We start from the raw sequence: 23,827 nt of genomic DNA, 5'->3' as shown, positions 1-23,827 counted from the left end.
CGGGAGGGTGAGCGCGATGCCTGACATACGACCCACGGCGGGCTCCGGTGCGCTCGTTCTCAACGCCACCTACGAACCCCTGTGCGTCGTGTCGGTGCGTCGTGCCGCGATCCTCGTGCTCTCCGCCAAGGCGATCTGCGTCGCCGACGGTGAGGGCATCCTGCACAGCGCGCGCAACGCGTTACCGGTGCCCTCAGTGGTACGCCTGACCCGCTACGTCCGGGTGCCCTACCGCACCCACGTCGGGCTGTCCCGGCGGGCCGTGTTCGCCCGCGACGGGTGGCGGTGCGCGTACTGCCGGGGGCCGGCGGAGACCATCGACCACGTGTTCCCGCGCAGCCGGGGTGGCCGGCACGCCTGGGAGAACGTGGTCGCCGCGTGCGCGCGGTGCAACCACACCAAAGGCGACAAGACGCCGGCCGAGCTGGGCTGGCGGCTGCACCACCTGCCGGCCGCCCCGAAAGGGGCGGCCTGGCGGGTTCTCGGGCACCGCGCGCCCGACCCGCGCTGGGCGGACTGGCTCGACCTGCGCGAGCCCGAGTCCGAGGCGGCCTGACCGGAGCGCTCAGCGCGCCTTGACCAGCGAGGCGTAGACGACCAGGTTGTCCGCGTACCCGGTCTCGCCGCCCACCCAGCGCCCACCGCAGGTGATCAGCCGCAGGTTGGGCCGGCTGAAGTCGCCGTAGACGTCCTCCACCGGCAGCTTCTCCTTGCCGTACCGCTCGATCGAGGTCACCTCGAACACCGCCACCGAGCGGTCCTCGCGGGTCACCTCGATCCGGTCGCCGTCGTCGAGGTTCTTCAGCCCGTGGAAGACGGCCGGCCCGGTGGTGGTGTCGACGTGCCCGACGAGCACCGCCGGGCCGTACTGGCCGGGGGTGGGGCCCTGGTCGTACCAGCCGACCTCGCCGGCCCGGTCCACGTCCGGCACGTCGATGCTGCCGTCCGGCGCGATTCCGACGCGGTGCACCGGCGCGCGCAGGTCGAGCTTGCCGATGCTCAGGTCGGTCGGCGGGCTGGCCGGCAGCACCGGGAACTTCTTCGGCGGCGGGCGCAGGCCGGCGACGATCCGGTCCGGCAGCACGCTGACCCCGGTCACCCGTTCCAGCCCGAGCATGGCCACGATCAGCGCCATCACGCTCGCCACCACGAGCACCGGGACACCCGGGTTGCGGCTCGGGGCGTACCGGCGGGTGGTGGCCGGTGCGGCGCGGGCCGGGACCGGCCGCGGGTCGGCGGTGGTGACGCTGGCCGTGAAGGCGTGCCCGGCGACATGGGCGAACCGGCGCGCGGCCCGGGACGTCAGCCGCAGCGCGGCCCGGAGCCGTTTCGCGCGCTCCGGCGGCCGGCGGCCCGCGGCGCGACGGCGGGTGCGGTCCGCCGCCGGGCCGGCGCGGTCCCGGCGGCGCGATTTGCGGGCCATGTCGGCGCCTCGTCAGACGCGGTTACCGGTCTTGCGGCGGGCGCTCACGCCGGCCGCCACTGCCACCGCCACCAGGCCGCCGACCAGCAGCAGCGAGCCGGTGCCCCGGCCGCCCGCGGCGCCCCCACCGCCGGTCGCCGGTCCCTTGCTCGGCTGCGCCATGTTCAACACGGTGAGCATGGTCGAGGCGGTGTTGCCGTTGGAGCAGTCCAGGTTCACCGGGTAGTCGCCGGGCGCCTTGTTGCCGGGCACGGTGACCGAGCCGGTGAGGAAGCCGTTGTCGGGCCGCAGCGTCACCCGCCCGAAGGCGTCCGAGGTGACCTGGGCCTGACGGTTGTTGCTGTTGTCGCAGCCGGCCCGCAGGCTCACCCGGGAACCGGCCTGGACGCTGTTCGGCGTCACCTCGATGAACACGCTCTCGCCGGCCCGCGCCGGTGGCGCGGTCGCCAGGACGAACGTCGCGACCAGGCCGAACAGGCCCAGTACGGACGACAGCACGCGGTGTGACAGGAGCCCTCGCATGGTTCCCCCCTCCCGGCGCGACGGTGCGCCGGACCCACTGACGGGCAGCGGCGGCTGCTTTCCCGGCGGGCAGGGGAAGCTAACGAGGCGCCTTCACCACGGGATGCCAGGCCAGCGGCGTGGAGAGCACCATCGTGCTGGACGGCTGGCCGTACGGGGCGAGCCGGTCGATGACCTCCTCGAACTCGCCCATGTTGGTGGCGGCGACCTTGAGCATGCTGCAGGCGTCCCCGGTGATCCGGTGGATCTCCATGATCTCCGGCCAGCCGGCCACCTCGGGGTCGTTGAGGATGCAGCGCGCGCCGTAGCAGGACATCCGGATCAGGGCGAGCACCGTGCGTCCGGCCCGGGTGAGGTCGACGTGGGCGTGGTAGCCGGTGATCACGCCGGACTCCTCCAGCCGCCGCACCCGTTCGGCCACCGCGGGCGGGGACAGGTGGACCCGGCGGGACAACTCGCTGTACGAGAGCCGGGCGTCGGCCTGGAGCTCACGCAGCAACGCCCAGTCCATGTCGTCCACGCGGGGACCTTCCTTCCGTAAAGGGAGCGACGCGAGATGGTTTCGGTTCGCGAGGTGAGACCACCATACCGCCGTTGAACAGGCATTCCATTCGGCCGCCCACCAGCGGGATCATGACGTCTACCCCGCGCACGGACGGAGAACGACTGTGGAACAGACGACGGCGGTGCGCCCGGTAACCCCCCAGGAACGGGCGGCTCGGGCGGCACGCAACGGCGGCGAGCCGACGCTGGAATTCGCCGAGCGCGTGCCGTACGACGCCTACGTACGGGCCAGCACCCTGCACCGGCTCCAGGAGCCGCTCAGCGACGACCCGGGCGAGATGTCCTTCCTGATGGTCAGCCAGATCATGGAGCTGTACTTCGGGCTGACCTGCCACGAGCTGCGGCACGCCAAGCGTGAGCTGCGCGAGGACCGGATCTGGGAGGCGCTGGCCCCGCTGCGCCGGGCCGCCCTGCACCTGGAGGGCCTCAACGCGGCCTGGCACGGCCTGCGCTGGATGAGCCCGGCCGACTTCAACCGCTTCCGCGACCGGCTCGGCGAGGGCTCCGGCTTCCAGTCCGCGATGTACCGGCAGCTGGAGTTCCTGCTCGGCCTGCGCGACCGGGCGCTGATCCGCCCGTTCCGCCGGCAGACCGACGTGTACGACGAGCTGACCGCCGCGCTGGCCACGCCGAGCCTCTGGGACGAGGTGGTGGCGCTGCTGGCCCGCAAGGGCTTCGACGTGCCGGCCGAGCTGCTGTCCCGGGACGTCAACACCGAGCACGAGGCGCACCCGGCGATCGAGGCGGCCTGGGTCCGGATCTACGGCGACAGCGGCCCGGACAACCACCTGCGCCTGCTCGGCGACGCGCTGACCGAGATCGCCGAGGAGTTCGGCGACTGGCGCTGGAACCACGTCAAGGCCGTGCAGCGCACCATGGGCGCCAAGGTCGGCAGCGGCGGTTCCGCCGGACTGGCATGGTTGCAGCGCAGCATGGCCCGGGTGGTCTTCCCGGAGCTGTGGTCGGCCCGCACCGCGATGTGACGAGAGAGAACAGCATGCACACCCCCGAGAACGAAGCCCTCCGCCGCGACGCCGACGACCCCGGTCACCGGCACCTGTTCCACATCCCGCCGGCTGACGGCGGTCGCTACCCGGACACCGCGTACCTGGCCGGCAACTCGCTCGGCCTGCAGCCCCGCGCCACCCGGGACGAGCTCCTCGCCGACCTGGACGCCTGGCAGCGCCTGGGCGTGGAGGGGCACCTGGAGTCGGAGCGGCCCTGGCTGCCGTACCACGAGCTGCTGACCGCGCCGGCCGCCCGCCTGGTCGGCGCGCTGCCCGCGGAGACGGTGGTGATGAACTCCCTCACCGTCAACCTGCACCTGCTGATGGTGAGCTTCTACCGGCCGGCCGGCGAGCGCACCCGCATCGTGATCGAGGACAGCGCGTTCCCGTCGGACAGCTACGCGGTGCGCAGCCAGGCCCGCTTCCACGGCCTGGACCCGGACACCACCGTCGTCCGCCTCAAGCCGCGCCCCGGCTCCGACACGCTCGGCACGCAGGACGTGCTGGACTTCCTGGCCCGCGAGGGCCACACCGTGGCGCTGCTGATGCTCGGCGGCGTGAACTACCTGACCGGCGAGCTGATGGACATCCCCGCCATCACGGCCGCCGGGCGGGCCGCGGGCGCGGTCGTCGGCTGGGACCTGGCGCACGCCGCCGGCAACGTGCCGCTGGCGCTGCACGACTGGGACGTCGACTTCGCGGCCTGGTGCTCCTACAAGTACCTCAACTCCGGCCCGGGCGCGCTGGGCGGCGTCTTCGTCCACGAACGGCACCTCGGCGACCCGTCGATCCAGCGCTTCGAGGGCTGGTGGAGCACCGAGGCGGCCACCCGGTTCGAGATGACCCCGGTGTCCCGGCCGCCGGCCACCGTCGAGGCGTGGCAGATCTCCAACCCGCCGATCTTCGCGATGGGCCCGGTGCGTACCTCGCTGGAGCTGTTCGACTCCGTCGGCATGCCGGCGCTGCGCGAGCGCAGCCTGCGGCTCACCGCCTGGCTGGAGCAGCTGCTCGACGAGGTCACGCCGGGCCGCCCGCTGAGCGTGGTCACCCCGCGCGACCCGGCCCGGCGCGGCTGCCAGCTCTCGGTGCGGATCGGGGTGGGCAGCGCGAACGAGCTGACCAAGCGGCTGCGGCACGAGCACGGCGTCGTCGCCGACGCCCGGGAGCCGGACATCGTCCGGTTCGCCCCGGTGCCGCTCTACTCGACGTACCACGACTGCTGGCGGGTCGCCGAGGCCCTGGCGGCAACGGTTGAGAAGGAGGGGTCATGACGGAGCGCGACGAGATCGCTGTCGTCGGCGCCGGGCTGGCCGGCTGCCTGCTGGCCTGCTACCTGGCCCGGCGCGGCTACCCGGTGGCCCTCTACGAGCGGCGGCCCGACCCGCGTACCGGCACCGTCGAGCGGGGCCGCTCGATCAACCTGGCGCTGTCCGAGCGCGGCCTGGACGCGCTGCGCCGCATCGGCCTGGAGGACGAGGTGATGGCGGACGCGCTGCCGATGCGCGGCCGCATGATCCACCCGGTCGAGGGTGAGCCGGAGTTCCAGTCCTACAGCGGCACCGGCGACCTGGCGATCAACTCGATCAGCCGGGGCGCGCTGAACAACGCGCTGCTGGACGCCGCCGCCGCGCTGCCGAACGTGCGCGTCGCGTTCGACCACCGGCTGGTCGGCCTCGACCCGCTCGGCGGCGAGATGACGTTCGAGACCCCGCAGGGCAAGGTCACCGCCACCGCCTCGGTCATCCTCGGCGCCGACGGCGCCGGCTCCGCGGTGCGCGGGCAACTGCTCGCGTACGGGGGCCTGACCGAGAGCCTCGACTTCCTCGACTACGGCTACAAGGAGCTGACCATCCCGCCGCTGGGCGGGGAGTTCGCGCTCGACCCGGGCGCGCTGCACATCTGGCCGCGCGGCACCTCGATGATGATCGCGCTGCCGAACCCGGACCGCTCCTTCACCTGCACGCTGTTCTGGCCGACCCACGGCACGCGCAGCTTCGCGTCGCTGAGCAGCCCGGCCGCGATCGAGCGGTTCTTCGCCACCCACTACCCGGACCTGGTCCCGCTGGCCCCGAACCTGGTCGACGACTACCAGCACAACCCGGTCGGCGTGCTCGGCACGGTGCGCTGCACGCCGTGGCAGGTGGCCGGGAAGGTCGGCCTGATCGGCGACGCCGCGCACGCCATCGTGCCGTTCTACGGCCAGGGCGCGAACTGCGCGTTCGAGGACGTGGTCGAGCTGGACCGCTGCCTCGACGAGTGCGACGACGAGTGGGCCGCCGCGCTGCCGCTGTTCCAGCACCGCCGCCAGGACAACGCGGAGGCGATCGCCCGGATGGCGCTGGCGAACTTCGTGGAGATGCGGGACAAGGTCGCCTCGCCGGTGTTCCGGACCCGCAAGCAGGTCGAGCACGCGCTGGAGCGCGCGCTGCCCGGCCGCTACGTCTCCCAGTACGAGCTGGTCTCGTTCTCGACCACCCCGTACGCGCAGGTGCGCCGCCGGGTGCGCGCGCAGTACGCGGTGGTCGGCGCGGTGGCGGCCGGCGCGGTGGCGCTGCTGGCCGGTGGGGTCCGCGCGGCGCTGGGGCGGCGGCGATGACGCTCTGGGATCCCCGGCTGATGGCCGGGCACGCGCCGGACGGCCCCGGCCTGCTGCGCAACTTCGTCGGCGGCGAGTTCGTCGACGCCGGCGCCCGGTTCACCAAGCGCAGCCCGGTCACCGGCGAGCCGGTGTTCGAGGTGGTCGAGGCGTCGCAGTCCACGGTGGACGACGCGGTGGCCGCGGCCCGGGCGGCGCTGCGCGGCCCGTGGGGCCGGATGGGGGAGCGGGAACGCGCCGAGGTGCTGCGCCGGGTCGCCGACGAGCTGGAGCGGCGCTTCGACGACCTGGTTGCCGCCGAGGTGGCGGACACCGGCAAGGCCATCTCGCAGGCCCGGACGCTCGACATCCCGCGCGGCGCGGCCAACTTCCGCGCGTTCGCCGAGATCGTCGCGACCGCGCCCACCGAGTCGTTCACCACTGTCACCCCGACCGGCGGCCGGGCGCTGAACTACGCGGTCCGCAAGCCGGTCGGCGTGGTCGCGGTGATCGTGCCGTGGAACCTGCCGCTGCTGCTGCTCACCTGGAAGGTCGCGCCGGCCCTGGCCTGCGGCAACGCCGTGGTGGTCAAGCCCAGCGAGGAGACCCCGGCCTCCGCCACGCTGCTGGCCGAGGTGATGGCCGCGGCGGGCGTGCCGGACGGCGTGTTCAACCTGGTGCACGGCTTCGGCCCGGGCTCGGCCGGCGAGCACCTGACCCGCCACCCGGGTGTGGACGCGATCACGTTCACCGGCGAGTCGGCCACCGGCAGCGCGATCATGCGCGCCGCCGCCGACGGGGTGAAGGCGGTCAGCTTCGAGCTGGGCGGCAAGAACGCCGGCCTGGTGTTCGCCGACGCCGACCTGGACGCGGCGATCGCCGGTTCGGTGCGGTCCAGCTTCACAAACGGCGGCCAGGTGTGCCTGTGCACCGAGCGCATTTACGTGCAGCGGCCGGTGTTCGAGGAGTTCACCGCGCGGCTGGCCAAGCGCGCCGACGAACTGGCGTACGGCTGGCCGGACGACGAGGCGACGGCGAACATGCCGCTGATCTCGCACGGGCACCGGGACAAGGTGCTCGGCCACTACGCGCTGGCCCGCACCGAGGGTGCCGAGGTCCGCGCGGGCGGCGGCACGCCGCGCTTCGGCGACGGCCGCGACGGCGGGGCGTACGTGCAGCCGACGGTGCTCACCGGCCTCGGCGCGGACGCCCGCACCAACCAGGAGGAGATCTTCGGCCCGGTGGTGCACGTCGCGCCGTTCGACGACGAGGACGAGGCGTTCGCGCTGGCCAACGGCACCGACTACGGCCTGGCCGCGACGGTGTGGACGCGGGACGTGGGCCGGGCGCACCGGGCCGGCGCCCGGCTCGACGCCGGCATCGTCTGGGTGAACACCTGGTTCCTGCGCGACCTGCGCACCCCGTTCGGCGGGGTGAAGGCGTCGGGTGTCGGCCGCGAGGGCGGCGTGCACTCGCTCGACTTCTATTCGGAACTGACAAACGTGTGTGTGGACCTGTCATGAGCGCGCGTGGTGGGCAGAATGGCCGGAATCCCCAGCGACGTAAGCGAGGAACCGCCATGACCGTGGACATCGAGGCCGCCAACCGGGAACTCGCGGTGGCCCGGCAGGAGGGCAAACCCTGCCCGCCGCTGCGCGGCCGGCTGCTGCCCGAGGGCGACGTCGAGGCCGCGTACCAGGTGCAGCAGGTCTACACCCGGCAACGGCTGGGCAAGGGGCACCGCCGCGTCGGCGCGAAGATCGGCCTGACGTCGCGGACCGTGCAGGAGAGCTTCGGCGTCTTCCAGCCCGACTTCGGGGTGCTCTTCGACGACATGGCCGTCGGCGACGGCGTCGAGGTGCCGATCGACCGGCTGCTCCAGCCGCGGGTGGAGGCGGAGATCGCCTTCGTGCTCGGCGCGGACCTGCCGGACGAGCGGGTCACCACTGTCGACCTGATCCGGGCGGTGGACCACGTGCTGCCGGCCATCGAGATCGTCGACTCGCGGGTCGCCGACTGGGACATCTCCATCGTGGACACGGTGGCGGACAACGCCTCCAGCGGGCTGTTCGTGCTCGGCACCGCGCCCCGGCGGCTCGCCGACGTGGACCTGCGGTTGTGCGGCATGGTGCTGGAGCACGCCGGTGAGCCGGTCTCGGTCGGCGCGGGCGCGGCCTGCCTCGGCAACCCGCTGCACGCGCTGCAGTGGCTGGCCGCGACCATGGCCCGGGCGGGCGATCCGCTCAAGGCCGGTGACGTGGTGCTCTCCGGCGCGCTCGGCCCGATGGTGCCGGTCACGCCCGGCGCCGCGTACGAGGCGCGCATCTCCGGGCTCGGCTCGGTGCGTACCTGTTTCTCGACGGAGGGAACGTCATGAGCGGCGTCGGAGTGGCGGTGCTCGGGTCGGGCAACATCGGCACCGACCTGATGATCAAGGTGCTGCGGCTCAGTGAGAGCCTGCGCATGGTGGCGATGGCCGGCATCGACCCGGCCTCGGACGGTCTGGCCCGGGCCCGCCGGCTCGGCGTGACCACCACCGCCGAGGGCGTCGACGGCCTGGTCGCGCTGCCCGAGTTCGCCGACGTCCAGCTCGTCTTCGACGCCACCTCGGCCGGCGCGCACAAGCGGCACGACGAGGTGCTGCGGGCACACGGGCGCACGGTCGTCGACCTGACCCCGGCCGCGATCGGCCCGTACGTGGTGCCGCCGGTGAACCTCGACGAGCACCTGGCCGAGCCGAACGTCAACATGGTGACCTGCGGCGGGCAGGCGACGGTGCCGATCGTGCACGCGGTCGGCCGGGTCACCCCGGTCGCGTACGGCGAGATCGTCGCCTCGATCGCCTCGAAGTCGGCCGGTCCGGGCACCCGGGCCAACATCGACGAGTTCACCGAGACCACCGCCCGGGCGATCGAGGTGGTCGGCGGCGCCGAGCGCGGCAAGGCCATCATCGTGCTGAACCCGGCCGACCCGCCGCTGCTGATGCGCGACACGGTCTACTGCCTGTGCCCGGACGCCGGCGCCGACCGGGTGAAGATCGCCGCCTCGGTGGCCGACATGGTCAAGGCCGTGCAGGAGTACGTGCCCGGCTACCGGCTCAAGCAGGACGTGCAGTTCGACGCCGTCGACACGTACGCGCCGGTGCTCGGCCGGCACTTCACCGGCCTGCAGGTGTCGGTGTTCCTGGAGGTCTCCGGCGCCGGGCACTACCTGCCCGCGTACGCCGGGAACCTCGACATCATGACGTCGGCCGCGCTGCGCACCGCGGAGCGGCTGGTGGCGCTGCGTTCCCCGGAGGGGGCACCCCGATGACCGACCTCTACATCCAGGACGTGACGCTGCGCGACGGCATGCACGCCATCGGGCACCGCTACACGGTCGACCAGGTGCGTACCATCGCGGCCGCGCTCGACGCGGCCGGTGTGGCCGCTGTCGAGGTGGCGCACGGCGACGGCCTGGCCGGCTCCAGCGTCAACTACGGGCACGGCGCCGCCGCCGACGCGGACTGGATCGCCGCCGCGGCCGAGGTGCTGACCACCGCGCGGCTGACCACGCTGCTGCTGCCGGGCATCGGCACCATCGCCGACCTGAAGGCGGCGAAGGCGCTCGGCGTGACGAGCGTCCGGATCGCCACGCACTGCACCGAGGCGGACATCTCCGCCCAGCACATCGCCTGGGCCCGCGAGAACGACATGGACGTCTCCGGGTTCCTGATGATGTCGCACCTCAACGACCCGGCCGGGCTGGCCGCGCAGGCCAAGCTGATGGAGTCGTACGGCGCGCACTGCGTCTATGTCACCGACTCCGGCGGGCGGCTGCTGATGTCGGACGTGGCGCAGCGCGTCGACGCGTACCGGCAGGTGCTGGAGCCGGAGACGCAGATCGGCATCCACGCGCACCACAACCTGTCCCTGGGTGTGGCGAACAGCGTGCTGGCGGTCGAGCACGGCCGGATCCTCGGCGACGGCCCGCTCGGTTCGCCGTCCGGGCGGACCGTCCGGGTGGACGCGTCGCTGGCCGGCATGGGCGCGGGCGCGGGCAACGCGCCGCTGGAGGTCTTCGTCGCGGTCGCCGAGCTGCACGGCTGGAAGCACGGCTGCGACGTGTTCGCGCTGATGGACGCCGCCGACGACCTCGTCCGCCCGTTGCAGGACCGGCCGGTCCAGGTGGACCGGGAGACGCTCTCCCTCGGGTACGCGGGCGTCTACTCCAGCTTCCTGCGGCACGCCGAGCGGGCCTCGGCCAAGTACGGCGTGGACGTCCGCTCGATCCTGGTCGAGCTGGGCCGCCGCCGGATGGTCGGCGGCCAGGAGGACATGATCGTGGACGTGGCACTGGACCTGGCGAGCAAGGAGACCTCATGATCGGGCCGGACATCGCCGGCATCGCGGAGAAGCTGGGCGCGGCGGCCGACACCGCCACCGCGATCCCGCAGCTCGCCGCCGAGACCGGCCTCGACGTCGACGCCGCGTACGCGGTGCAGACCGCGCTGGTGAAGCGCCGCCTCGACCGGGGCGAGCGGCTGGTCGGCCTGAAGATGGGCCTCACCAGCAAGGCGAAGATGGCGCAGGTCGGCGTGGACGAGGTGATCTGGGGCCGGCTGACCGACGTGATGCGGGTGCCCGACGGCGGCGCCGTCGACGTCGGTGACTTCATCCACCCGCGCGTCGAGCCGGAGGTGGCGTTCCTGCTGGACCGGCTGCCCGACCCGGGCGAACCGGTCGGCTCGTTCACCCGGGCGGTACGCGCTGTCGCCCCGGCGATCGAGCTGATCGACTCCCGGTACGCGAACTTCACCTTCTCCCTGCCGGACGTGGTCGCCGACAACACCTCGGCCGCCGCGTTCGTGGTCGGGCCGTGGTCGCCGGTGCCGGACGGGCTGGACAACCTCGGCGTGCTGCTGGAGATCGACGGGCGGGTGGCGCAGGTCGGCTCGACCGCCGCCATCCTCGGCGACCCGCGCCGCGCGCTCGACGAGGGCCTGCGGCTGGCCGGCCGGCACGGCGTCCGGCTGCGCAAGGGCTGGGTGTTCCTGGCCGGCGCGGCCACCGCCGCGGTGCCGCTGCGCCCCGGGGCGCACGTCCGCGCCACAGTGGAGAAGCTCGGTTCCGCCTCCCTGAAGGCTCTCCCATGACCGCCCGCGTGGTGGCCGGGAAGGCCGTGCCGCGGGGCGCGTTCCCGCACGTCAAGGTGGCCGGCGGATTCGTCTACGTGTCCGGTACGTCGTCGCGCCGACCGGACAACACGTTCGCCGGGGTGTCGGTGGACGAGCTCGGCACCACCGACCTGGACATCCGGGAGCAGACCCGGGCCGTGATCGAGAACATCCGGGACCTGCTGCGCTCGGTCGGCGCCGACCTCGGCGACCTGGTGCAGGTCACCAGCTACCTGGTCAACATGAACGACTTCGGTGGCTACAACCAGGTGTGGGCCGAGTTCTTCGACGCCACCGGCCCGACCCGGACCACTGTGGCCGTGCACCAGCTTCCGCACCCGCATCTGCTGATCGAGATGCAGGCCGTCGCCCTTCTTCCGTCGGGAGGTTCCCATGAGTGAGATCGCCGAGCCGTTCAGCTTCTCCGGCTGGATCGGCGACAACCAGCACCTGCTCAAGCCCCCGGTGGGCAACAAGGAGATGCTGCCCGGCAGCGACGACTTCATCGTCATGGTGGTGGGCGGCCCGAACCAGCGCACGGACTTCCACGTCGACCCGTACGAGGAGTTCTTCTACCAGGTCAAGGGCAACATGCACGTCAACCTGATGCTGCCCGAGGGGCCGCGTACGGTGCACGTGCGCGAGGGCCAGATGTGGATGCTGCCGCGCAACACCCCGCACTCGCCGCAGCGTCCCGAGGCCGGCTCGATCGGCATGGTGATCGAGCGGGTCCGCGAGGAGGGCACGCTGGAGAAGTTCCAGTGGTACTGCGCCGAGTGCCACCACAAGGTGCACGAGGTGGAGTTGCAGGTCCGCGACATCGCCGCCGACCTGCCCCCGGTCTTCGCCGCGTTCTACGCCGACGAGAAGGCCCGCACCTGCGACAACTGCGGCGCGCTGCACCCGGGCAAGGGCTGACGCCGGTGTCGATGCCGGTCGTGGACGTGCACACGCACGTCGTACCGAAGGGGTGGCCGGACCTCGCCGCGGCGTGCGGCGGGTCCGGCTGGCCCTGGCTGCGGGTGGACTCCGAGCGCGCCGCCATGATCATGGTGGGGGAGACGGAGTTCCGCCCGATCGGCGCGCAGTGCTGGGACGCGCCGACCCGGCTCGCCGACATGGCCGCCGACGGCGTGGACGTGCAGGTCGTCTCGCCCACCCCGGTCTTCTTCAGCTACGACCGCCCGGCCGACCAGGCGGTCAAGGTGGCCCGGATCTTCAACGACCTCACGCTGGAGGTCACCGCGGCCGGCGGCGACCGGCTGGTGCCGTTCTGCCAGGTGCCGTTGCAGGACGCGGACGCGGCCTGCGCCGAGCTGGACCGCTGCCTGGCGGCCGGGCACGCCGGGGTGGAGATCGGCAACCACGTCGGCGACCGGGACCTGGACGACGCGGGCATCGTGCAGTTCCTCACCCACTGCGCCGAGGTCGGCGCGCCGGTCTTCGTGCATCCGTGGGACATGCCCGGCGGCCCCCGCCTGGACCGGTGGATGGCCCGGTGGCTGACCGGGATGCCGGCCGAGACGCACCTGTCGGTGCTGGCGCTGATCCTCGGCGGCGTGTTCGACCGGGTGCCGGAGACGCTGCGGATCTGCTTCGCGCACGGTGGCGGCAGCTTCCCGTTCTGGCTGGGCCGCGCCGACAACGCCTGGCACCGCCGCGGCGACCTGGTACGCGGCGCGTCGAGCGCGCCGCCCAGCTCGTACGTGGACCGGTTCCACGTCGACTCGGTGGTCTTCGAGCCGGCCGCGCTGCGGCTGCTCGTGGACACCATGGGCGCCGAGCGGGTGCTGCTCGGCAGCGACTACCCGTACCCGCTGGGGGAGCGGCCGGTGGGCCAGGTGGTGCACCGGGCGGACTTCCTCACCGACGATCAGCGGGCCGCGCTGCTCGGCGGCAACGCGCTGCGGTTCCTCGGCCGCTGAGACCGGCGCGGGTGCGTCCGTCGTCGCCCTAGAGTCGACGGACGCACCCGGCGCTGCGCAGGACCCGCCGGACGTGTCGCCCGGCCTCCCGGCCGCCGGACCGGCAGGATGGACGGCATGGCCGAGCCGCACGACCTGACCGCGCTGGAACAGGCCGCCGCGATCCGCCGGGGCGAGCTGTCCAGCCTGGAACTGGTCGAGCACCACCTGCGCCGGGTCGAGGCGCTCGGCGACACCGTCGGCGCGTTCGTCACCGTCACCGCCGAACACGGGCGGGCGGCCGCCCGCGCGGCCGACGCGGTCCCGGCGGCGGACCGGCATCCCCTGCACGGCGTGCCGACCGCGATCAAGGACCTGACCCTCACCGCCGGGGTACGCACCACCTTCGGCTCGGCCGCCTTCGCCGACTTCGTCCCGCCGGTCGACGCCGACGTGGTCCGCCTCATGACCGACGCCGGCCTGGTCAGCGTCGGCAAGACCACCACCTCCGAGCTGGGCTGCTCGCTGTACTCCGAGGGGCTGGTGGCGCCGCCGGCCCGCAACCCGTGGGACCTCGCGGGCACAGCGGGCGGGTCCAGCGGCGGGGCGGCCGCAGCGGTAGCCGCCGGACTGGTGCCGGTGGCCCAGGGCTCCGACGGCGGCGGCTCGCTGCGCATCCCGGCCGCGCTCTGCGGTCTGATCGGCTACAAACCCAGCCGGGGCATGGTCTCCGGCGGGCCACTCGGCTTCGGTGGCTTCGGGCTGCCGGTGAACGGGCCGATCGGCCGCACCGTCGCCGACGTGGCCGCGCTGCTCGACGTGCTGGCGCGACCCGTGCCCGGCGAGCCGTACCTGCCGCCGGCCGCGCCCGCCGGCGGCTACCTCGGCGTCGCCCGCTCCGCCCGCGCCACCGGCCCCGGCCGGCTGCGCGTCGGCCGCTTCACCACGCCGATGCTCGCCGACGAGCCGGTCCACCCCGACTGCGTCGACGCCGTCGACCGGGCCGCCGCGCTGCTCACTGACGCCGGGCACGAGGTGGTCGACGTCCCCGCGCCGCTCGGCCCCGAGGCGTGGCCGCTGTTCGAGACCCTCTGGTACGCGCTGGCGGTCACACCGGTCCCGCCCGACCGGGAAGGCGAGCTGCTGCCGCTGACCCGGTACCTGCGGGAGCGCGGCGCGGCCCTCGGCGTCCCCACGCTGATGGCCGCGCTCGGCGAGCTGCAGGCGCAGGTACGCCTCGGCGTACGCCGTACCGCCGGTTGTGACCTGCTGCTCTGCCCGACGCTCGCGGCCCCGCGGATGCCGGTCGGCGAGCTCGCCGCCCTCGAACCGGCAGAGGATTTCGACAGGCAGCGGCGCTTCTCGCCGTACTGCGCGGTCTTCAACGTCACCGGCGATCCGTCCGTTTCCCTGCCGGTCGGACGCACCCCCGACGGCCTGCCGGTCGGGGTGCTGCTCACCGGCCGGTACGGCGACGACGCGACATTGGTCGCCACTGCCGCGCAGCTTGAGCACTCGAGTGGCGGATGGGATCAGCACCCCGCAATCTGGCTGGCCACCGACTCCGCTAACGTGAACATCACAAGTGAGGTGCGGCGCGGCCGGTCCTGACCGGTCACCCGACCCGAATCATTCCTGGTCTCTCTTTCCGCCTGGGGGCGTTGGGATTGTCTGTTACCGAGACGTTGGTGGTCTTCGTCGGCATCCCGGCCGCCGCGGTGCTGCTGATCGCCGGCCTGGCGGCCGTCGGGGGCAGCCGTGGCAACGGTGGCGGCGCCAAGCGCTACCGGCCGGGCCGGCCCTTCGACTTCACTCCGGTCTGGTTCCTGAGCCGTCCGGAGCAGCTGGCCGACTCGGCCGGCACGGCGCTGTCCGCCGGAGCGCAGGCGCCGGCGTTGACCAGCCGCAAGCAGGAGCAGGCCGGCCGGGAGGCGCCGGCCGGTGGAACCGGAGGCGCAAGTGACCGTTGGTGAAGCGCGGCCCACGACGGGGACGGACACTCCGCCCGACGTGCTGGACGGACCGTTCTCGACCCGTCAGCTGCTCCGCATCGACGAGGCGCTGCGCCTCGCCGACCAGGGCACCGGCCTGGTCTTCTCGGTCTACGTCGGCGGGCTGGACGAGCCGATCCGGGAGCACGCCGAGCGGCTGCACCGCCAGCTCGCCGAGCCCGACCGCTCGGTGCTGATCGCGGTGTCGCCCAACCAGCGGCAGCTGGAGGTCGTCACCGGCCGGTACGCGCGCAAGCGCATCCCGGACACGTACGCGAAGCTGGCCGCGCTCTCCATGGTGGCCGCCTTCGGCGGCGGCGACCTGGCCGGCGGCATCATCCAGGGCCTCGACCAGCTCGCCAGCCACGCCGGCAAGGGCTGACCCGCCCCGCACACGACGAAGCCCGGCCCGCGCACCGCGCGGGCCGGGCTTTCTCGTCGTCTCAGCGGGGCCAGGCAGAAGGATCCAGGCGCATGGGCCACGGCTCGTCGAGCTGGGCGGCGTCATCCGGCCCGACCGTACCCATCAGGTTGTAGTGGACACCCTTGACCAGTTGGTAGCGGTAGATCACCGGGCCGAAGTCGCCTCGCTCCACCCGCCAGTAGTGCGGGATGCCGGCCTCGGCATAGAGCGGAGGCTTGATCAGCCGGTCATACCGGCGGCTGCTGGGTGACTCGATCTCGACGACGAGCGCGACATCCGAGGGGTGCGTCCACAAGCCGTCCGGGGGAGCGCTCGGCTTCAGCACGGAGATGTCCGGAATGAGATTGGCGACAGGTGCCCGGAGTCCGGCCTCCCGAATGACCCACCAACCGGTCGGCGCAGTGGCCTGGAGCGCCGATCGGATCTCGTCGGCCAGAAGTTGGTGCCCGTACCCGGGGGGTGGGGTCACGTGCAGGCTCCCGTCGATGATCTCGTAGCGGCTTCCGTCCTCGGGGAGGTCGGACAGGTCCTGCTCCTGCCACGGCCGCTCCGGCGGGCGCCACTCGTGGGTCGGTTGTGCCATCACGTCCACCTCCTCCGCACACGATAACGGCCGGGGGTCGGCGCGGGCTCCCACCCACGCCGGCCCCCGGCCGCCGCGCCCCTGCTTTCAGGCGCTGCGGGCGTCCCGCTCGCGGGCCCTCAGCGCGCGGACCACACCGTCGCGACCCTCCGCCACCAGCCGCCGCAGCGACGCCGGCCGCCCGTCCTGGGCCAGCCACGCGTCGGTGGCCGCGACCGTGTCCTCCTCGACCAGGTGCGCCGGGTAGGCGAGCTGGACGAACTCCTGCGCCGGCTCGCTGTCACGCTGCGCCCACACCTGGTCCACCGTGGCGAAGTACCGCTCCCGGTACGGCGCGGTCAGCTCGACCTGCGCCGCGTGGGTGAAGCCCTGCAGCAGCGCCCGGTTGCGCCAGTTGGGCAGCGCGTCCGGGCCGGTGAGCAGCGCCCACACCGCCGCCTTGTTCTCCTCGGTCGGCACCAGCGCGTGCGCGTACGCGGCCTCCCGCTCGCCGCTGGCGGTACGGTCGGCGGCCAGTTCCGCGTCCACGTCGGCGGCACCGGCGGCGCCGTTGGCCACGAGCGACTGCAGCACGGTCCAGCGCAGCTCGGTGTCGACGGTCAGCCCCTCCGGCACCCCGTTGCCGTCCAGCCAGCCGCGCAGCGTCGCCAGGTCCTCGCCGGAACGGGCCGACGAGGCGTACGCGCGGGCCCAGGCGAGCTGGAAACCGCTGCCCGGCTCGGCGGCGGCCAGCGCGGTCCGGGCGGTACGGGCCAGGTCCGCCCAGCCGGTCGGCGCCCACTCCGGGTCGGCGTAGAAGGTGAGCGCGGTGTTCGCCTGCCGCAGCGTGGCCGTGACCAGGTTGATGTCCGTCTCGGCGGTCAGCCCGGCCAGCACCAGCGCCACGTAGTCGCGGGCCGACAGCTCGGCGTCACGGGTCATGTCCCAGGCGGCCGTCCAGCACAGCGCCCGGGCCAGCGACGAGTCGAAGCCGGCGATGTGCTGCACCACGGTGGCCATCGACCGCTCGTCCAGCCGCAGCTTGGCGTACGTGAGGTCCTCGTCGTTGAGCAGCAGCACGTCCGCGGCGGGCTTGCCGTGCAGCTCGGACAGCTCGGTCAGCTCGCCGGTCACGTCCGTCTCGATCAGCTCCCGGCGCACCAGCCGGCCGTCGGTCAGGTCGTACAGGCCCACGCCGATGCGGTGGGTACGCAGCGTCGGGTAGCCCGACGGCGCCTCCTGCCGGACCACCACCCGCTCGTACGTGCCGTCGGCGCCGATGGTCACCTCCGGGCGCAACGTGTTGACCTGCGCGGTCTCCAGCCACTGGGCGGCGAACTTGCGCAGCTCCCGGCCCGAGGCCGTCTCCAGCTCGGACAGCAGGTCGTCGAAGGTGGCGTTGCCCCACGCGTACTTGCCGAAGTAGGCGCGCAGGCCGGCCAGGAACGGCTCCTCGCCCACGTACGCGACGAGCTGCTTGAGCACGCTCGCGCCCTTGGCGTACGTGATGCCGTCGAAGTTGACCTCGACCGCCTCCAGGTCCGGCATCTCGCAGTAGACCGGGTGGGTGGAGGAGAGCTGGTCCTGCCGGTAACCCCAGTTCTTGCGGATCGACAGGAACGTGGTCCAGGCGTCGGTGAACCGGGTGGCGTGCGTGTTGCACCAGTGGCTGGCCCACTCGGCGAACGACTCGTTCAGCCACAGGTCGTTCCACCAGCGCATGGTGACCAGGTCACCGAACCACATGTGCGCCAGCTCGTGCAGGATCGTGTTGGCGCGCTGCTCGTACTCGAAGTCGGTGACCTGCGAGCGGAAGATGTAGTGCGACTCGGCGTGCGTGACGCAGCCGAAGTTCTCCATCGCGCCGGCGTTGAAGTCCGGCACCCAGAGCTGGTCGTACTTGGGCAGCGGGTAACGCACGCCGAACTTCTCCTGGAAGAAGTCGAAGCCCTGCGTAGTGATCAGGTGCAGGTCGTCGGCGTCCATGTGCGGGGCCATGCTGGCCCGGCAGAAGTAGCCCATGTCGATGCCGTCGTGGCTGCGGCGCACCTCGTGGTACGGCCCGGCGCAGAGCGCGGTGATGTAGGTGCTCATCCGCTCCGAGAGCGCGAAGTGCACGGTCTTCAGCCCCTCACCGGCCGCCTCCTCGCGGGCCACCGGCATGTTCGACACGACCCGCCAGTGGTCCGGCACCGTGGCGTGCCAGGTGTAGACGCTCTTCAGGTCGGGCTGGTCGAAGCAGGCGTAGACCTTCTGCGCGTCGGCGGTCTCGAACTGGCTGTACAGGTAGGTCTCGCCGTCCACCGGGTCGACGGTGCGGTGCAGGCCCTGCCCGCTGTTCGAGTAGCCGAAGTCGGCGTCGACCACGAGCACGTTCTCGGCGGCCAGGCCGGTCAGCGTGAGGCCCTTCTCGGCGGACCAGCCGGACAGGTCGACCGGCTCGCCGTTGAGCGTGGCGGAACGCACCGACTCGGCGGCCGCCTCGATGAAGGTGGTGGCCCCCGGCTCGGCGCAGCGGAACCGGACCTCGGTCACCGAGCGGAACGTGCGACCGGTGGGCTGCACCGCGGTCGACAGGTCAAGGCTGATGTCGTACCCGGTCACCTCGAGCAGGCGGGCCCGCTCGGTCGCCTCGACCTGGGTCAGGTTGCGCACTCCCGGCACTGTTCGTCTCCATCCCACTCGTCTCGCCGCGCCCCGCGGCACCGGTCTTTCCCGGCCCGCTCGTGACGGCCCGCTGAGAACCGAGTCTTCCATGCACGGACCGCTCCCGGTGGTCGAGGTCACGCTCTCATTCCGGTACCGGTCGATACGGCCGTGGGTGGAGGATCGGGAGTGACCGCGCCGGATCCCCGGCGCGACATTGTCGTGAAGGGATGACACCGTGACCGAACGTGTCACCGCGGACATGTGGTTCGACCCGCTGTGCCCGTGGGCCTGGATCACCTCCCGCTGGCTGCTCGAGGTCGAGCAGGTCCGGGACGTGGACATCCGGTTCCATGTGATGAGCCTGTCCGTGCTCAACGAGGGCCGGGACCTGCCGGAGGAGTACCAGGACCTGATGGTCAAGGGCTGGGGTCCGGTGCGGGTGTGCATCGCCGTCGAGCAGGCGCACGGCGCCGAGACGCTGGCGAAGCTCTACACCGCGATGGGCACCCGGATCCACCTCGGCAAGGAGGAACTGGGCCGCGACATGCTGGTCGGCGCGCTCACCGACGTCGGTCTGGACCCGGCGCTCGCCGACGCCGCCGAGTCCACCCAGTACGACGACGCGCTGCGGGCCAGCCACGAGGCGGGCATGCGGCCGGTCGGCACCGAGGTGGGCACGCCCGTGATCCACGCGCCGGGCCCGGACGGCGGGCAGGTCGCCTTCTTCGGCCCGGTGATCACCCCGGCGCCCAAGGGCGAGGCGGCCGGCCGGCTCTGGGACGGTGTGCTGCTGGTCTCCGCCACCCCCGGGTTCTACGAGCTCAAGCGCACCCGCGAGCAGGGCCCCATCTTCGACTGAGGGGTAAGGAAGGGCCCCTTCTTAACGCCTCCGGCAGCGGAAGGGCCCCTTGTTAACACCCGCAGCGCGCCCCGAGCCCCGCACCCGCCCGTCACCGGGCCGGTGCGGGGCTCGTTTCACCGGATGTCCCAGCCGACGGCCCACGCGGGGCCGCACCACGGCAGCTCCTGGAGGCGTTCCCATGGCTAAGCACCGCCGCATGTCCGACGACGCGCCGCAGCCGGCGACCGAGGACTCCGGTGCGACGTACTGGTCGGTGACCGAGAGCGACTGGCCGGCCGGCCCGGCCGAGGTGGCCGACCTGCTGGCCCCGCCGATCGTGGTCGGCGTGGCCCGGGTGGTGGCCACGTCGCGGATGACGCCGCCGGCCGAGACCGTCCGGCCCGGGCGGGCGCCGTCTCGTACCGGCGCCGCCGCGGGCGCGACGACGGTACGCCTCAACGCCGGCTCCCGCCCCGCCGCCCCGGCTCGCCGTCCGGTTCCGGGCCGGCACCGTAACCCCACCGCCTGAGCCGCCCTCCCGGTGTTAAGAAGGGGCCCTTCCTCTACCGGAGGCGTTAACAGGGGGCCCTTCCTTTCACCTGGTGGTAAGGGGGTGAGTCCGGCGGCGGGGGCGATCGGGGCCCGGGTAGCGTCAGCGGACATGACGGTCGTGCATCCGATCAACCGGGCCTGGATCACCACTGGCGGCACCGGCGCGCAGAACTACGACGAGTTCGCCGACGACGCGGAGATCACCTCCATCGTCGAGGCGAATCCGCACAGCGCGCTGGGCATCGAGATGCCCCACCGGGCGCCGGGCAGCCTCGGGAAGTCCTTCCTCGACGCGCTGCCGGACGCGGTGGCGCGCCTGGCCGAGGCGAAGGCGGACGGCAGCTACACGCCGGCCGAGCAGGTGGTGGTGCTCTACCGGATCAGCGCGCCGGGCGAGGAGAGCGCGTACGGGCTGTGGGCCATGGTCGACACCGACCAGATCTCCACCCGCGCCGACGAGCCAGGCCTGGTGATCCGCAACGAGGACGTGTTCATCGCCAAGGTGCGCGAGCGCGTCGCGCTGGCCGAGGCGCTCGGTCACCTGCTGTCGCCCGTACTGCTGCTCCAGACCGGCAAGGGCGACGAGCTGCACGCCGCGCTCGCGGCGGCGACCGACGCGGCCGGCGCGCCCGCCGCGACGGACGTCGACCAGTCCGGTCGCACGCACGCGATCTGGCTGCTCGGCCCGGGTGCCACGCAGGACGAGCTGACCGCGCTCGCCGGCGGCGGGGAGCTGGTGGTCGCGGACGGCAACCACCGCAGCCTGGCCGCGCAGACCGGCGGGTTCCCGCGCTTCCTGGCGGTGGTCACCACGCCCGCGTCGGTCGCGATCCAGCCCTACAACCGGCTGGTCAGCGAGCTGACCACCACGCCGGAGGAGCTGCTCGACCGGCTGCGCGCGGCGGGCGCGGAGATCACCCCGGTGGACGGGCCGGTCGACGTGCCGGCCACCGGCGGCGTCGTGCGCCTCTACCTCGGCGGCCGGGGGTACGCGGTGACGCTGCCGCACGTCGGCGCGGGCCGGCTGGAGAACCTCGACCACGCGCTCGTCGAGCGCCTGCTGCTGCGCGACGCGCTGGGCCTCGACCCGGGCGACAAGCGGATCACGTACGTGGGCGGCGACTATCCGGCGAGCTGGCTCGTCGGTGAGGTCGACGCCGGCCGGGCCGAGCTGGCGGTGCTCGTCGCGCCGGTGACCGTGGACGACTTCGTCGCGGTGAACCTGGCCCGGGAGAAGATGCCCCGCAAGAGCACCTGGTTCACCCCGAAGGCGCGGGCCGGCCTGGTCGTGGCCGAGCTGCCGCACTGACCGTGTGACGTACCGCCTCCGGGTCGCCGCCGGTTCGCCGGCCCGGAGGCGGGCCTGTCAGACTGCGCGGTATGCGCGTCTACCTGGGATCCGACCACGCCGGTTTCGAGTTGAAGGTGCACCTCGCCAACCACCTGGCCAAGCAGGGCTACGAGGTGGTGGACGTGGGTCCGCACGCCTTCGACCCGGACGACGACTACCCGGCGTTCTGCCTGCACACCGGCGACCGGGTGGTCGGTGACCCGGGCAGCCTCGGCGTGGTCATCGGCGGCTCCGGCAACGGCGAGCAGATCGCCGCGAACAAGGTCGCCGGCGTCCGGGCGGCGCTGGCCTGGAACGTGGAGACCGCCCAGCTGGCCCGCGAGCACAACGACGCCAACGTCGTCGCGATCGGCGCCCGGCAGCACACGCTGGACGAGGCGACCGCGCTGGTCGAGGCGTTCCTGACCACGCCGTTCTCCGGCAACCCCCGGCACAGCCGGCGCATCGAGCAGGTGGCCGCCTACGAGCAGAGCCGCAAGCTGCCCGAGCTGCCCGCCTGACCGGACGCCGCCGGGCTCACCGCCCGTTGCGGGGCAGCTCCTCGCGGGGCACCCAGTTGCGCCGGATCAGCACCACCCGCTCCTCCGCCGCGGCGAGATCGTCGTCGGTGGGGCGGGCGGCGTCCCGTGCCCGCAGCGCGGCGGTGACGCTCACCTGCGACGAGCCGGAGCCGACCAGCCCGCGCAGCCCGCGCTCGCCCTCCTCGGCGGTCGGGGCGGCGCGGCGTCCGCGGGGCTCCGGCTCGCCCGGCCGGCCGCCGCGCGGGGCCCGGGGCGTCACGTCGTCGTGTACGGGGGCGGTGCTGGCCGTGGTGCCGTCGGCGCTGTCGGCCGGGGCGCCGGCCTCGCCGTGATGCCGTAGCCGTCGTCGCCGTCGCTCCGCCTCACCCATCCCCCGACCGTACCGCCCCCGACCCACCCGCGCCCGGGGTCGCGCCCGCGCCCGCGCGATCATGAAGTTGGCCGGGACGAACCGGACGGTTCACGCCGCCAACTTCATGATCGACGGGGAAAACGGGCGGGGCGGGCGGTCAGAAGACCTCCATGGGGGAGGGGGCGCGGTACCAGGTGAAGGCGGGCGTCAGCGCGGTCAGCGTGTCCGGGAGCAGCTCCCGGACACGGCCGGCGGCGGCCAGCGCGTACGGGTTCGCGCCGCCGAGGTACAGCTCACCGAGCGCGCGTACGTCACACGCCAGCCCGGCCGGTGCGGTGGTGGGCGTGCACTCCGCCCCGTCCGGGCCGCCGACCAGCCGCCAGCGGCCGGTGTTCTCCTTCAGCAGCTCGTCGGTGACCTCGATCACCACGTCCACGTCAGCGGCGTAGCGCCGGGCGGCGAGCGCGGCCGGCACGTCCACCACCCGCACCCAGAGCGCGTCGGCGAGGTGCGGGGAGAGCTGGCGGGGTTCGTCCACCAGCCGCAGCAGCGGCTCGTCCAGGGCCGCGATCGGGAACGACAGCCGCCGGGTCAGGTCGACCGAGAGCAGCAGGCGCCACAGCGCCGTGTACGCCTCCGGCGTCAGCGCCACCACCTCGCCGACCTGCGTCTCGGCCTGCGGGCCGGTGGCCGTCGAGCTGTCCTTCGTCCGGTAGAGCGCATATCCGTCGACCCCGCCGGGGCCCTCGTGCAGCAGCACCCGGCGTTCGGTGGCGCCGCCCCGGTGCGCCTTCAGGTCCGCCAGCAGGTACGACCACCAGCGCTCGTCGCGGCGGGACCAGCCGGGGCGGTCGGCGCGCGCCTGCTCGTACAGCCGGGCCAGCTCGTCCCGGCGCGCCTCCGGACGGTCCAGACGCAGCCTGCCCTCGGCGGGCGCCGGGGCGGGCAGGCGCAGCCCCGTGGTGTCCACGGACAGCATGTACCGCGGTGCCGCCGACCCGTAGCCGAAGCGGGGATAGATGCGGCCCTCGCTGGCCCAGAGCACCGCGATCGGTTCCCGGCCGGCGTCGCGGACGTCCCGCAGCTGGCGGTGCATCAGCGCGGTGAGCAGGCCGCGCCGCCGGTGCGTCGGCGCGACAGCGACCATCGTCACGTGCGCGGCCGGCACGTTCGCGCCGGGTACGGCCAGTTCGCGGCTGAACGCGGCGGCGTTTGCCACGACCGTCCCGCCGTCGCGGACCAGTAACGACCGGTCCGGCTCGAAGATCGGGCGTTCGAGCGCCTGCACGTCGGGGTCCAGATCGCCGTGGAAGGCCAGCGCCAGCAGCGCCGCGATGTCGTCGAAGTCCTCAGCTCGGGATACCAGCACGTCAGTCACGGCACGTGTGTATCGCACCGCGATGGGGGTCGGCACCCTATTTGCGGGCTGGCTAC

Annotated in this window: 26 protein-coding genes; 19 read left to right on the top strand and 7 right to left on the bottom strand. The window is 73.2% G+C overall.

What is annotated here, in order from left to right:
* The first annotated feature begins 16 nt into the window (after positions 1 to 16).
* Positions 17 to 556, top strand: coding sequence for an HNH endonuclease (locus J3R08_RS24945; RefSeq protein ID WP_030502198.1), 540 nt, complete (start codon positions 17 to 19; stop codon positions 554 to 556).
* A 9-nt stretch (positions 557 to 565) separates the two neighbouring features.
* Here J3R08_RS24945 and J3R08_RS24940 read toward each other — a convergent pair whose 3' ends face one another.
* The 3 genes from J3R08_RS24940 to J3R08_RS24930 form a co-directional block, all read right to left on the bottom strand.
* Positions 566 to 1,423, bottom strand: coding sequence for a class F sortase (locus J3R08_RS24940; protein WP_043328904.1), 858 nt, complete (start codon positions 1,421 to 1,423; stop codon positions 566 to 568).
* Positions 1,424 to 1,435: 12 nt separating this feature from the next.
* Positions 1,436 to 1,945 carry a hypothetical protein gene (locus J3R08_RS24935; RefSeq protein ID WP_209962960.1) on the bottom strand — a complete coding sequence of 170 codons (510 nt, stop codon included), beginning with the start codon at positions 1,943 to 1,945 and terminating at the stop codon, positions 1,436 to 1,438.
* 79 nt (positions 1,946 to 2,024) lie between these two features.
* Positions 2,025 to 2,465, bottom strand: coding sequence for an Lrp/AsnC family transcriptional regulator (locus J3R08_RS24930; protein ID WP_030502195.1), 441 nt, complete (start codon positions 2,463 to 2,465; stop codon positions 2,025 to 2,027).
* Between the two features lie 148 nt (positions 2,466 to 2,613).
* Between J3R08_RS24930 and J3R08_RS24925 the strand changes: the two genes are divergently transcribed.
* The 14 genes from J3R08_RS24925 (at position 2,614) to J3R08_RS24860 (ending at position 15,523) form a co-directional block, all read left to right on the top strand.
* Positions 2,614 to 3,492 (top strand): tryptophan 2,3-dioxygenase, encoded by an 879-nt coding sequence (locus tag J3R08_RS24925; protein WP_043328908.1) that lies wholly within the window; start codon positions 2,614 to 2,616, stop codon positions 3,490 to 3,492.
* Between the two features lie 14 nt (positions 3,493 to 3,506).
* Positions 3,507 to 4,787: a kynureninase gene (kynU, locus tag J3R08_RS24920; protein WP_209962958.1), complete on the top strand. Its 1,281-nt coding sequence runs from the start codon at positions 3,507 to 3,509 to the stop codon at positions 4,785 to 4,787.
* Positions 4,784 to 6,112: an NAD(P)/FAD-dependent oxidoreductase gene (locus tag J3R08_RS24915; RefSeq protein WP_209962956.1), complete on the top strand. Its 1,329-nt coding sequence runs from the start codon at positions 4,784 to 4,786 to the stop codon at positions 6,110 to 6,112. Before kynU ends, J3R08_RS24915 begins: the two co-directional genes overlap by 4 nt.
* A 20-nt stretch (positions 6,113 to 6,132) precedes the next feature.
* Positions 6,133 to 7,614, top strand: a complete 1,482-nt coding sequence (locus tag J3R08_RS24910) for a 2-hydroxymuconic semialdehyde dehydrogenase (protein WP_209964411.1) — start codon at positions 6,133 to 6,135, stop codon at positions 7,612 to 7,614.
* A 56-nt stretch (positions 7,615 to 7,670) separates the two neighbouring features.
* Positions 7,671 to 8,468: a 2-keto-4-pentenoate hydratase gene (locus tag J3R08_RS24905; RefSeq protein ID WP_043328913.1), complete on the top strand. Its 798-nt coding sequence runs from the start codon at positions 7,671 to 7,673 to the stop codon at positions 8,466 to 8,468.
* Entirely contained in the window at positions 8,465 to 9,403 is a 939-nt protein-coding gene (locus tag J3R08_RS24900; protein WP_209962954.1) for an acetaldehyde dehydrogenase (acetylating), read from the top strand. The genes J3R08_RS24905 and J3R08_RS24900 overlap by 4 nt, the downstream gene beginning before the upstream one ends.
* Positions 9,400 to 10,455, top strand: a complete 1,056-nt coding sequence (gene dmpG / locus J3R08_RS24895; RefSeq protein WP_166457057.1) for a 4-hydroxy-2-oxovalerate aldolase — start codon at positions 9,400 to 9,402, stop codon at positions 10,453 to 10,455. The genes J3R08_RS24900 and dmpG overlap by 4 nt, the downstream gene beginning before the upstream one ends.
* A complete protein-coding gene (locus J3R08_RS24890) occupies positions 10,452 to 11,225 on the top strand; it encodes a 2-keto-4-pentenoate hydratase (RefSeq protein WP_209962952.1) in 774 nt (257 codons plus the stop codon). The genes dmpG and J3R08_RS24890 overlap by 4 nt, the downstream gene beginning before the upstream one ends.
* Positions 11,222 to 11,647: a RidA family protein gene (locus J3R08_RS24885; protein ID WP_069087300.1), complete on the top strand. Its 426-nt coding sequence runs from the start codon at positions 11,222 to 11,224 to the stop codon at positions 11,645 to 11,647. Before J3R08_RS24890 ends, J3R08_RS24885 begins: the two co-directional genes overlap by 4 nt.
* Positions 11,640 to 12,164, top strand: coding sequence for a 3-hydroxyanthranilate 3,4-dioxygenase (locus J3R08_RS24880; RefSeq protein WP_030502185.1), 525 nt, complete (start codon positions 11,640 to 11,642; stop codon positions 12,162 to 12,164). The genes J3R08_RS24885 and J3R08_RS24880 overlap by 8 nt, the downstream gene beginning before the upstream one ends.
* A gap of 5 nt (positions 12,165 to 12,169) precedes the next feature.
* Entirely contained in the window at positions 12,170 to 13,171 is a 1,002-nt protein-coding gene (locus J3R08_RS24875) for an amidohydrolase family protein (protein WP_176722732.1), read from the top strand.
* A 117-nt stretch (positions 13,172 to 13,288) separates the two neighbouring features.
* Positions 13,289 to 14,761 (top strand): amidase, encoded by a 1,473-nt coding sequence (locus tag J3R08_RS24870; RefSeq protein WP_209962950.1) that lies wholly within the window; start codon positions 13,289 to 13,291, stop codon positions 14,759 to 14,761.
* A 74-nt stretch (positions 14,762 to 14,835) separates the two neighbouring features.
* Positions 14,836 to 15,123: a hypothetical protein gene (locus tag J3R08_RS24865; protein WP_043328923.1), complete on the top strand. Its 288-nt coding sequence runs from the start codon at positions 14,836 to 14,838 to the stop codon at positions 15,121 to 15,123.
* A complete protein-coding gene (locus tag J3R08_RS24860) occupies positions 15,110 to 15,523 on the top strand; it encodes a DUF5130 family protein (protein ID WP_030502180.1) in 414 nt (137 codons plus the stop codon). Before J3R08_RS24865 ends, J3R08_RS24860 begins: the two co-directional genes overlap by 14 nt.
* A gap of 61 nt (positions 15,524 to 15,584) precedes the next feature.
* Here J3R08_RS24860 and J3R08_RS24855 read toward each other — a convergent pair whose 3' ends face one another.
* Positions 15,585 to 16,148 (bottom strand): Uma2 family endonuclease, encoded by a 564-nt coding sequence (locus tag J3R08_RS24855; RefSeq protein ID WP_064448676.1) that lies wholly within the window; start codon positions 16,146 to 16,148, stop codon positions 15,585 to 15,587.
* 87 nt (positions 16,149 to 16,235) lie between these two features.
* Positions 16,236 to 18,782 carry an aminopeptidase N gene (gene pepN / locus J3R08_RS24850; RefSeq protein ID WP_209964409.1) on the bottom strand — a complete coding sequence of 849 codons (2,547 nt, stop codon included), beginning with the start codon at positions 18,780 to 18,782 and terminating at the stop codon, positions 16,236 to 16,238.
* Between the two features lie 229 nt (positions 18,783 to 19,011).
* On the opposite strand from pepN, the gene J3R08_RS24845 reads away from it, so the two are divergent.
* The 4 genes from J3R08_RS24845 to J3R08_RS24830 all read left to right on the top strand — a co-directional run bounded on the left by J3R08_RS24845 (position 19,012) and on the right by J3R08_RS24830 (position 22,020).
* Complete coding sequence (locus tag J3R08_RS24845) at positions 19,012 to 19,635, top strand: DSBA oxidoreductase (RefSeq protein ID WP_043328926.1); 624 nt, start codon at positions 19,012 to 19,014, stop codon at positions 19,633 to 19,635.
* A gap of 181 nt (positions 19,636 to 19,816) precedes the next feature.
* Positions 19,817 to 20,146 (top strand): hypothetical protein, encoded by a 330-nt coding sequence (locus J3R08_RS24840; protein ID WP_069087302.1) that lies wholly within the window; start codon positions 19,817 to 19,819, stop codon positions 20,144 to 20,146.
* A gap of 132 nt (positions 20,147 to 20,278) precedes the next feature.
* Positions 20,279 to 21,478, top strand: coding sequence for a DUF1015 family protein (locus J3R08_RS24835; protein ID WP_030502176.1), 1,200 nt, complete (start codon positions 20,279 to 20,281; stop codon positions 21,476 to 21,478).
* Between the two features lie 71 nt (positions 21,479 to 21,549).
* Positions 21,550 to 22,020 carry a ribose-5-phosphate isomerase gene (locus J3R08_RS24830; RefSeq protein WP_043328932.1) on the top strand — a complete coding sequence of 157 codons (471 nt, stop codon included), beginning with the start codon at positions 21,550 to 21,552 and terminating at the stop codon, positions 22,018 to 22,020.
* A 16-nt stretch (positions 22,021 to 22,036) separates the two neighbouring features.
* Here J3R08_RS24830 and J3R08_RS24825 read toward each other — a convergent pair whose 3' ends face one another.
* Positions 22,037 to 22,411: a hypothetical protein gene (locus J3R08_RS24825; RefSeq protein ID WP_043328934.1), complete on the bottom strand. Its 375-nt coding sequence runs from the start codon at positions 22,409 to 22,411 to the stop codon at positions 22,037 to 22,039.
* A gap of 139 nt (positions 22,412 to 22,550) precedes the next feature.
* Positions 22,551 to 23,771 carry a GNAT family N-acetyltransferase gene (locus tag J3R08_RS24820; protein WP_280841906.1) on the bottom strand — a complete coding sequence of 407 codons (1,221 nt, stop codon included), beginning with the start codon at positions 23,769 to 23,771 and terminating at the stop codon, positions 22,551 to 22,553.
* Between the last annotated feature and the right edge of the window lie 56 nt (positions 23,772 to 23,827).

This window comes from Micromonospora sp. HB375 (assembly GCF_017872985.1).
GTDB classification, from domain to species: Bacteria; Actinomycetota; Actinomycetes; order Mycobacteriales; family Micromonosporaceae; genus Micromonospora; species Micromonospora chalcea.
The sequence above is the reverse complement of the archived record's forward strand: the minus strand, read 5'-3'. Positions and strand labels throughout refer to the sequence as shown.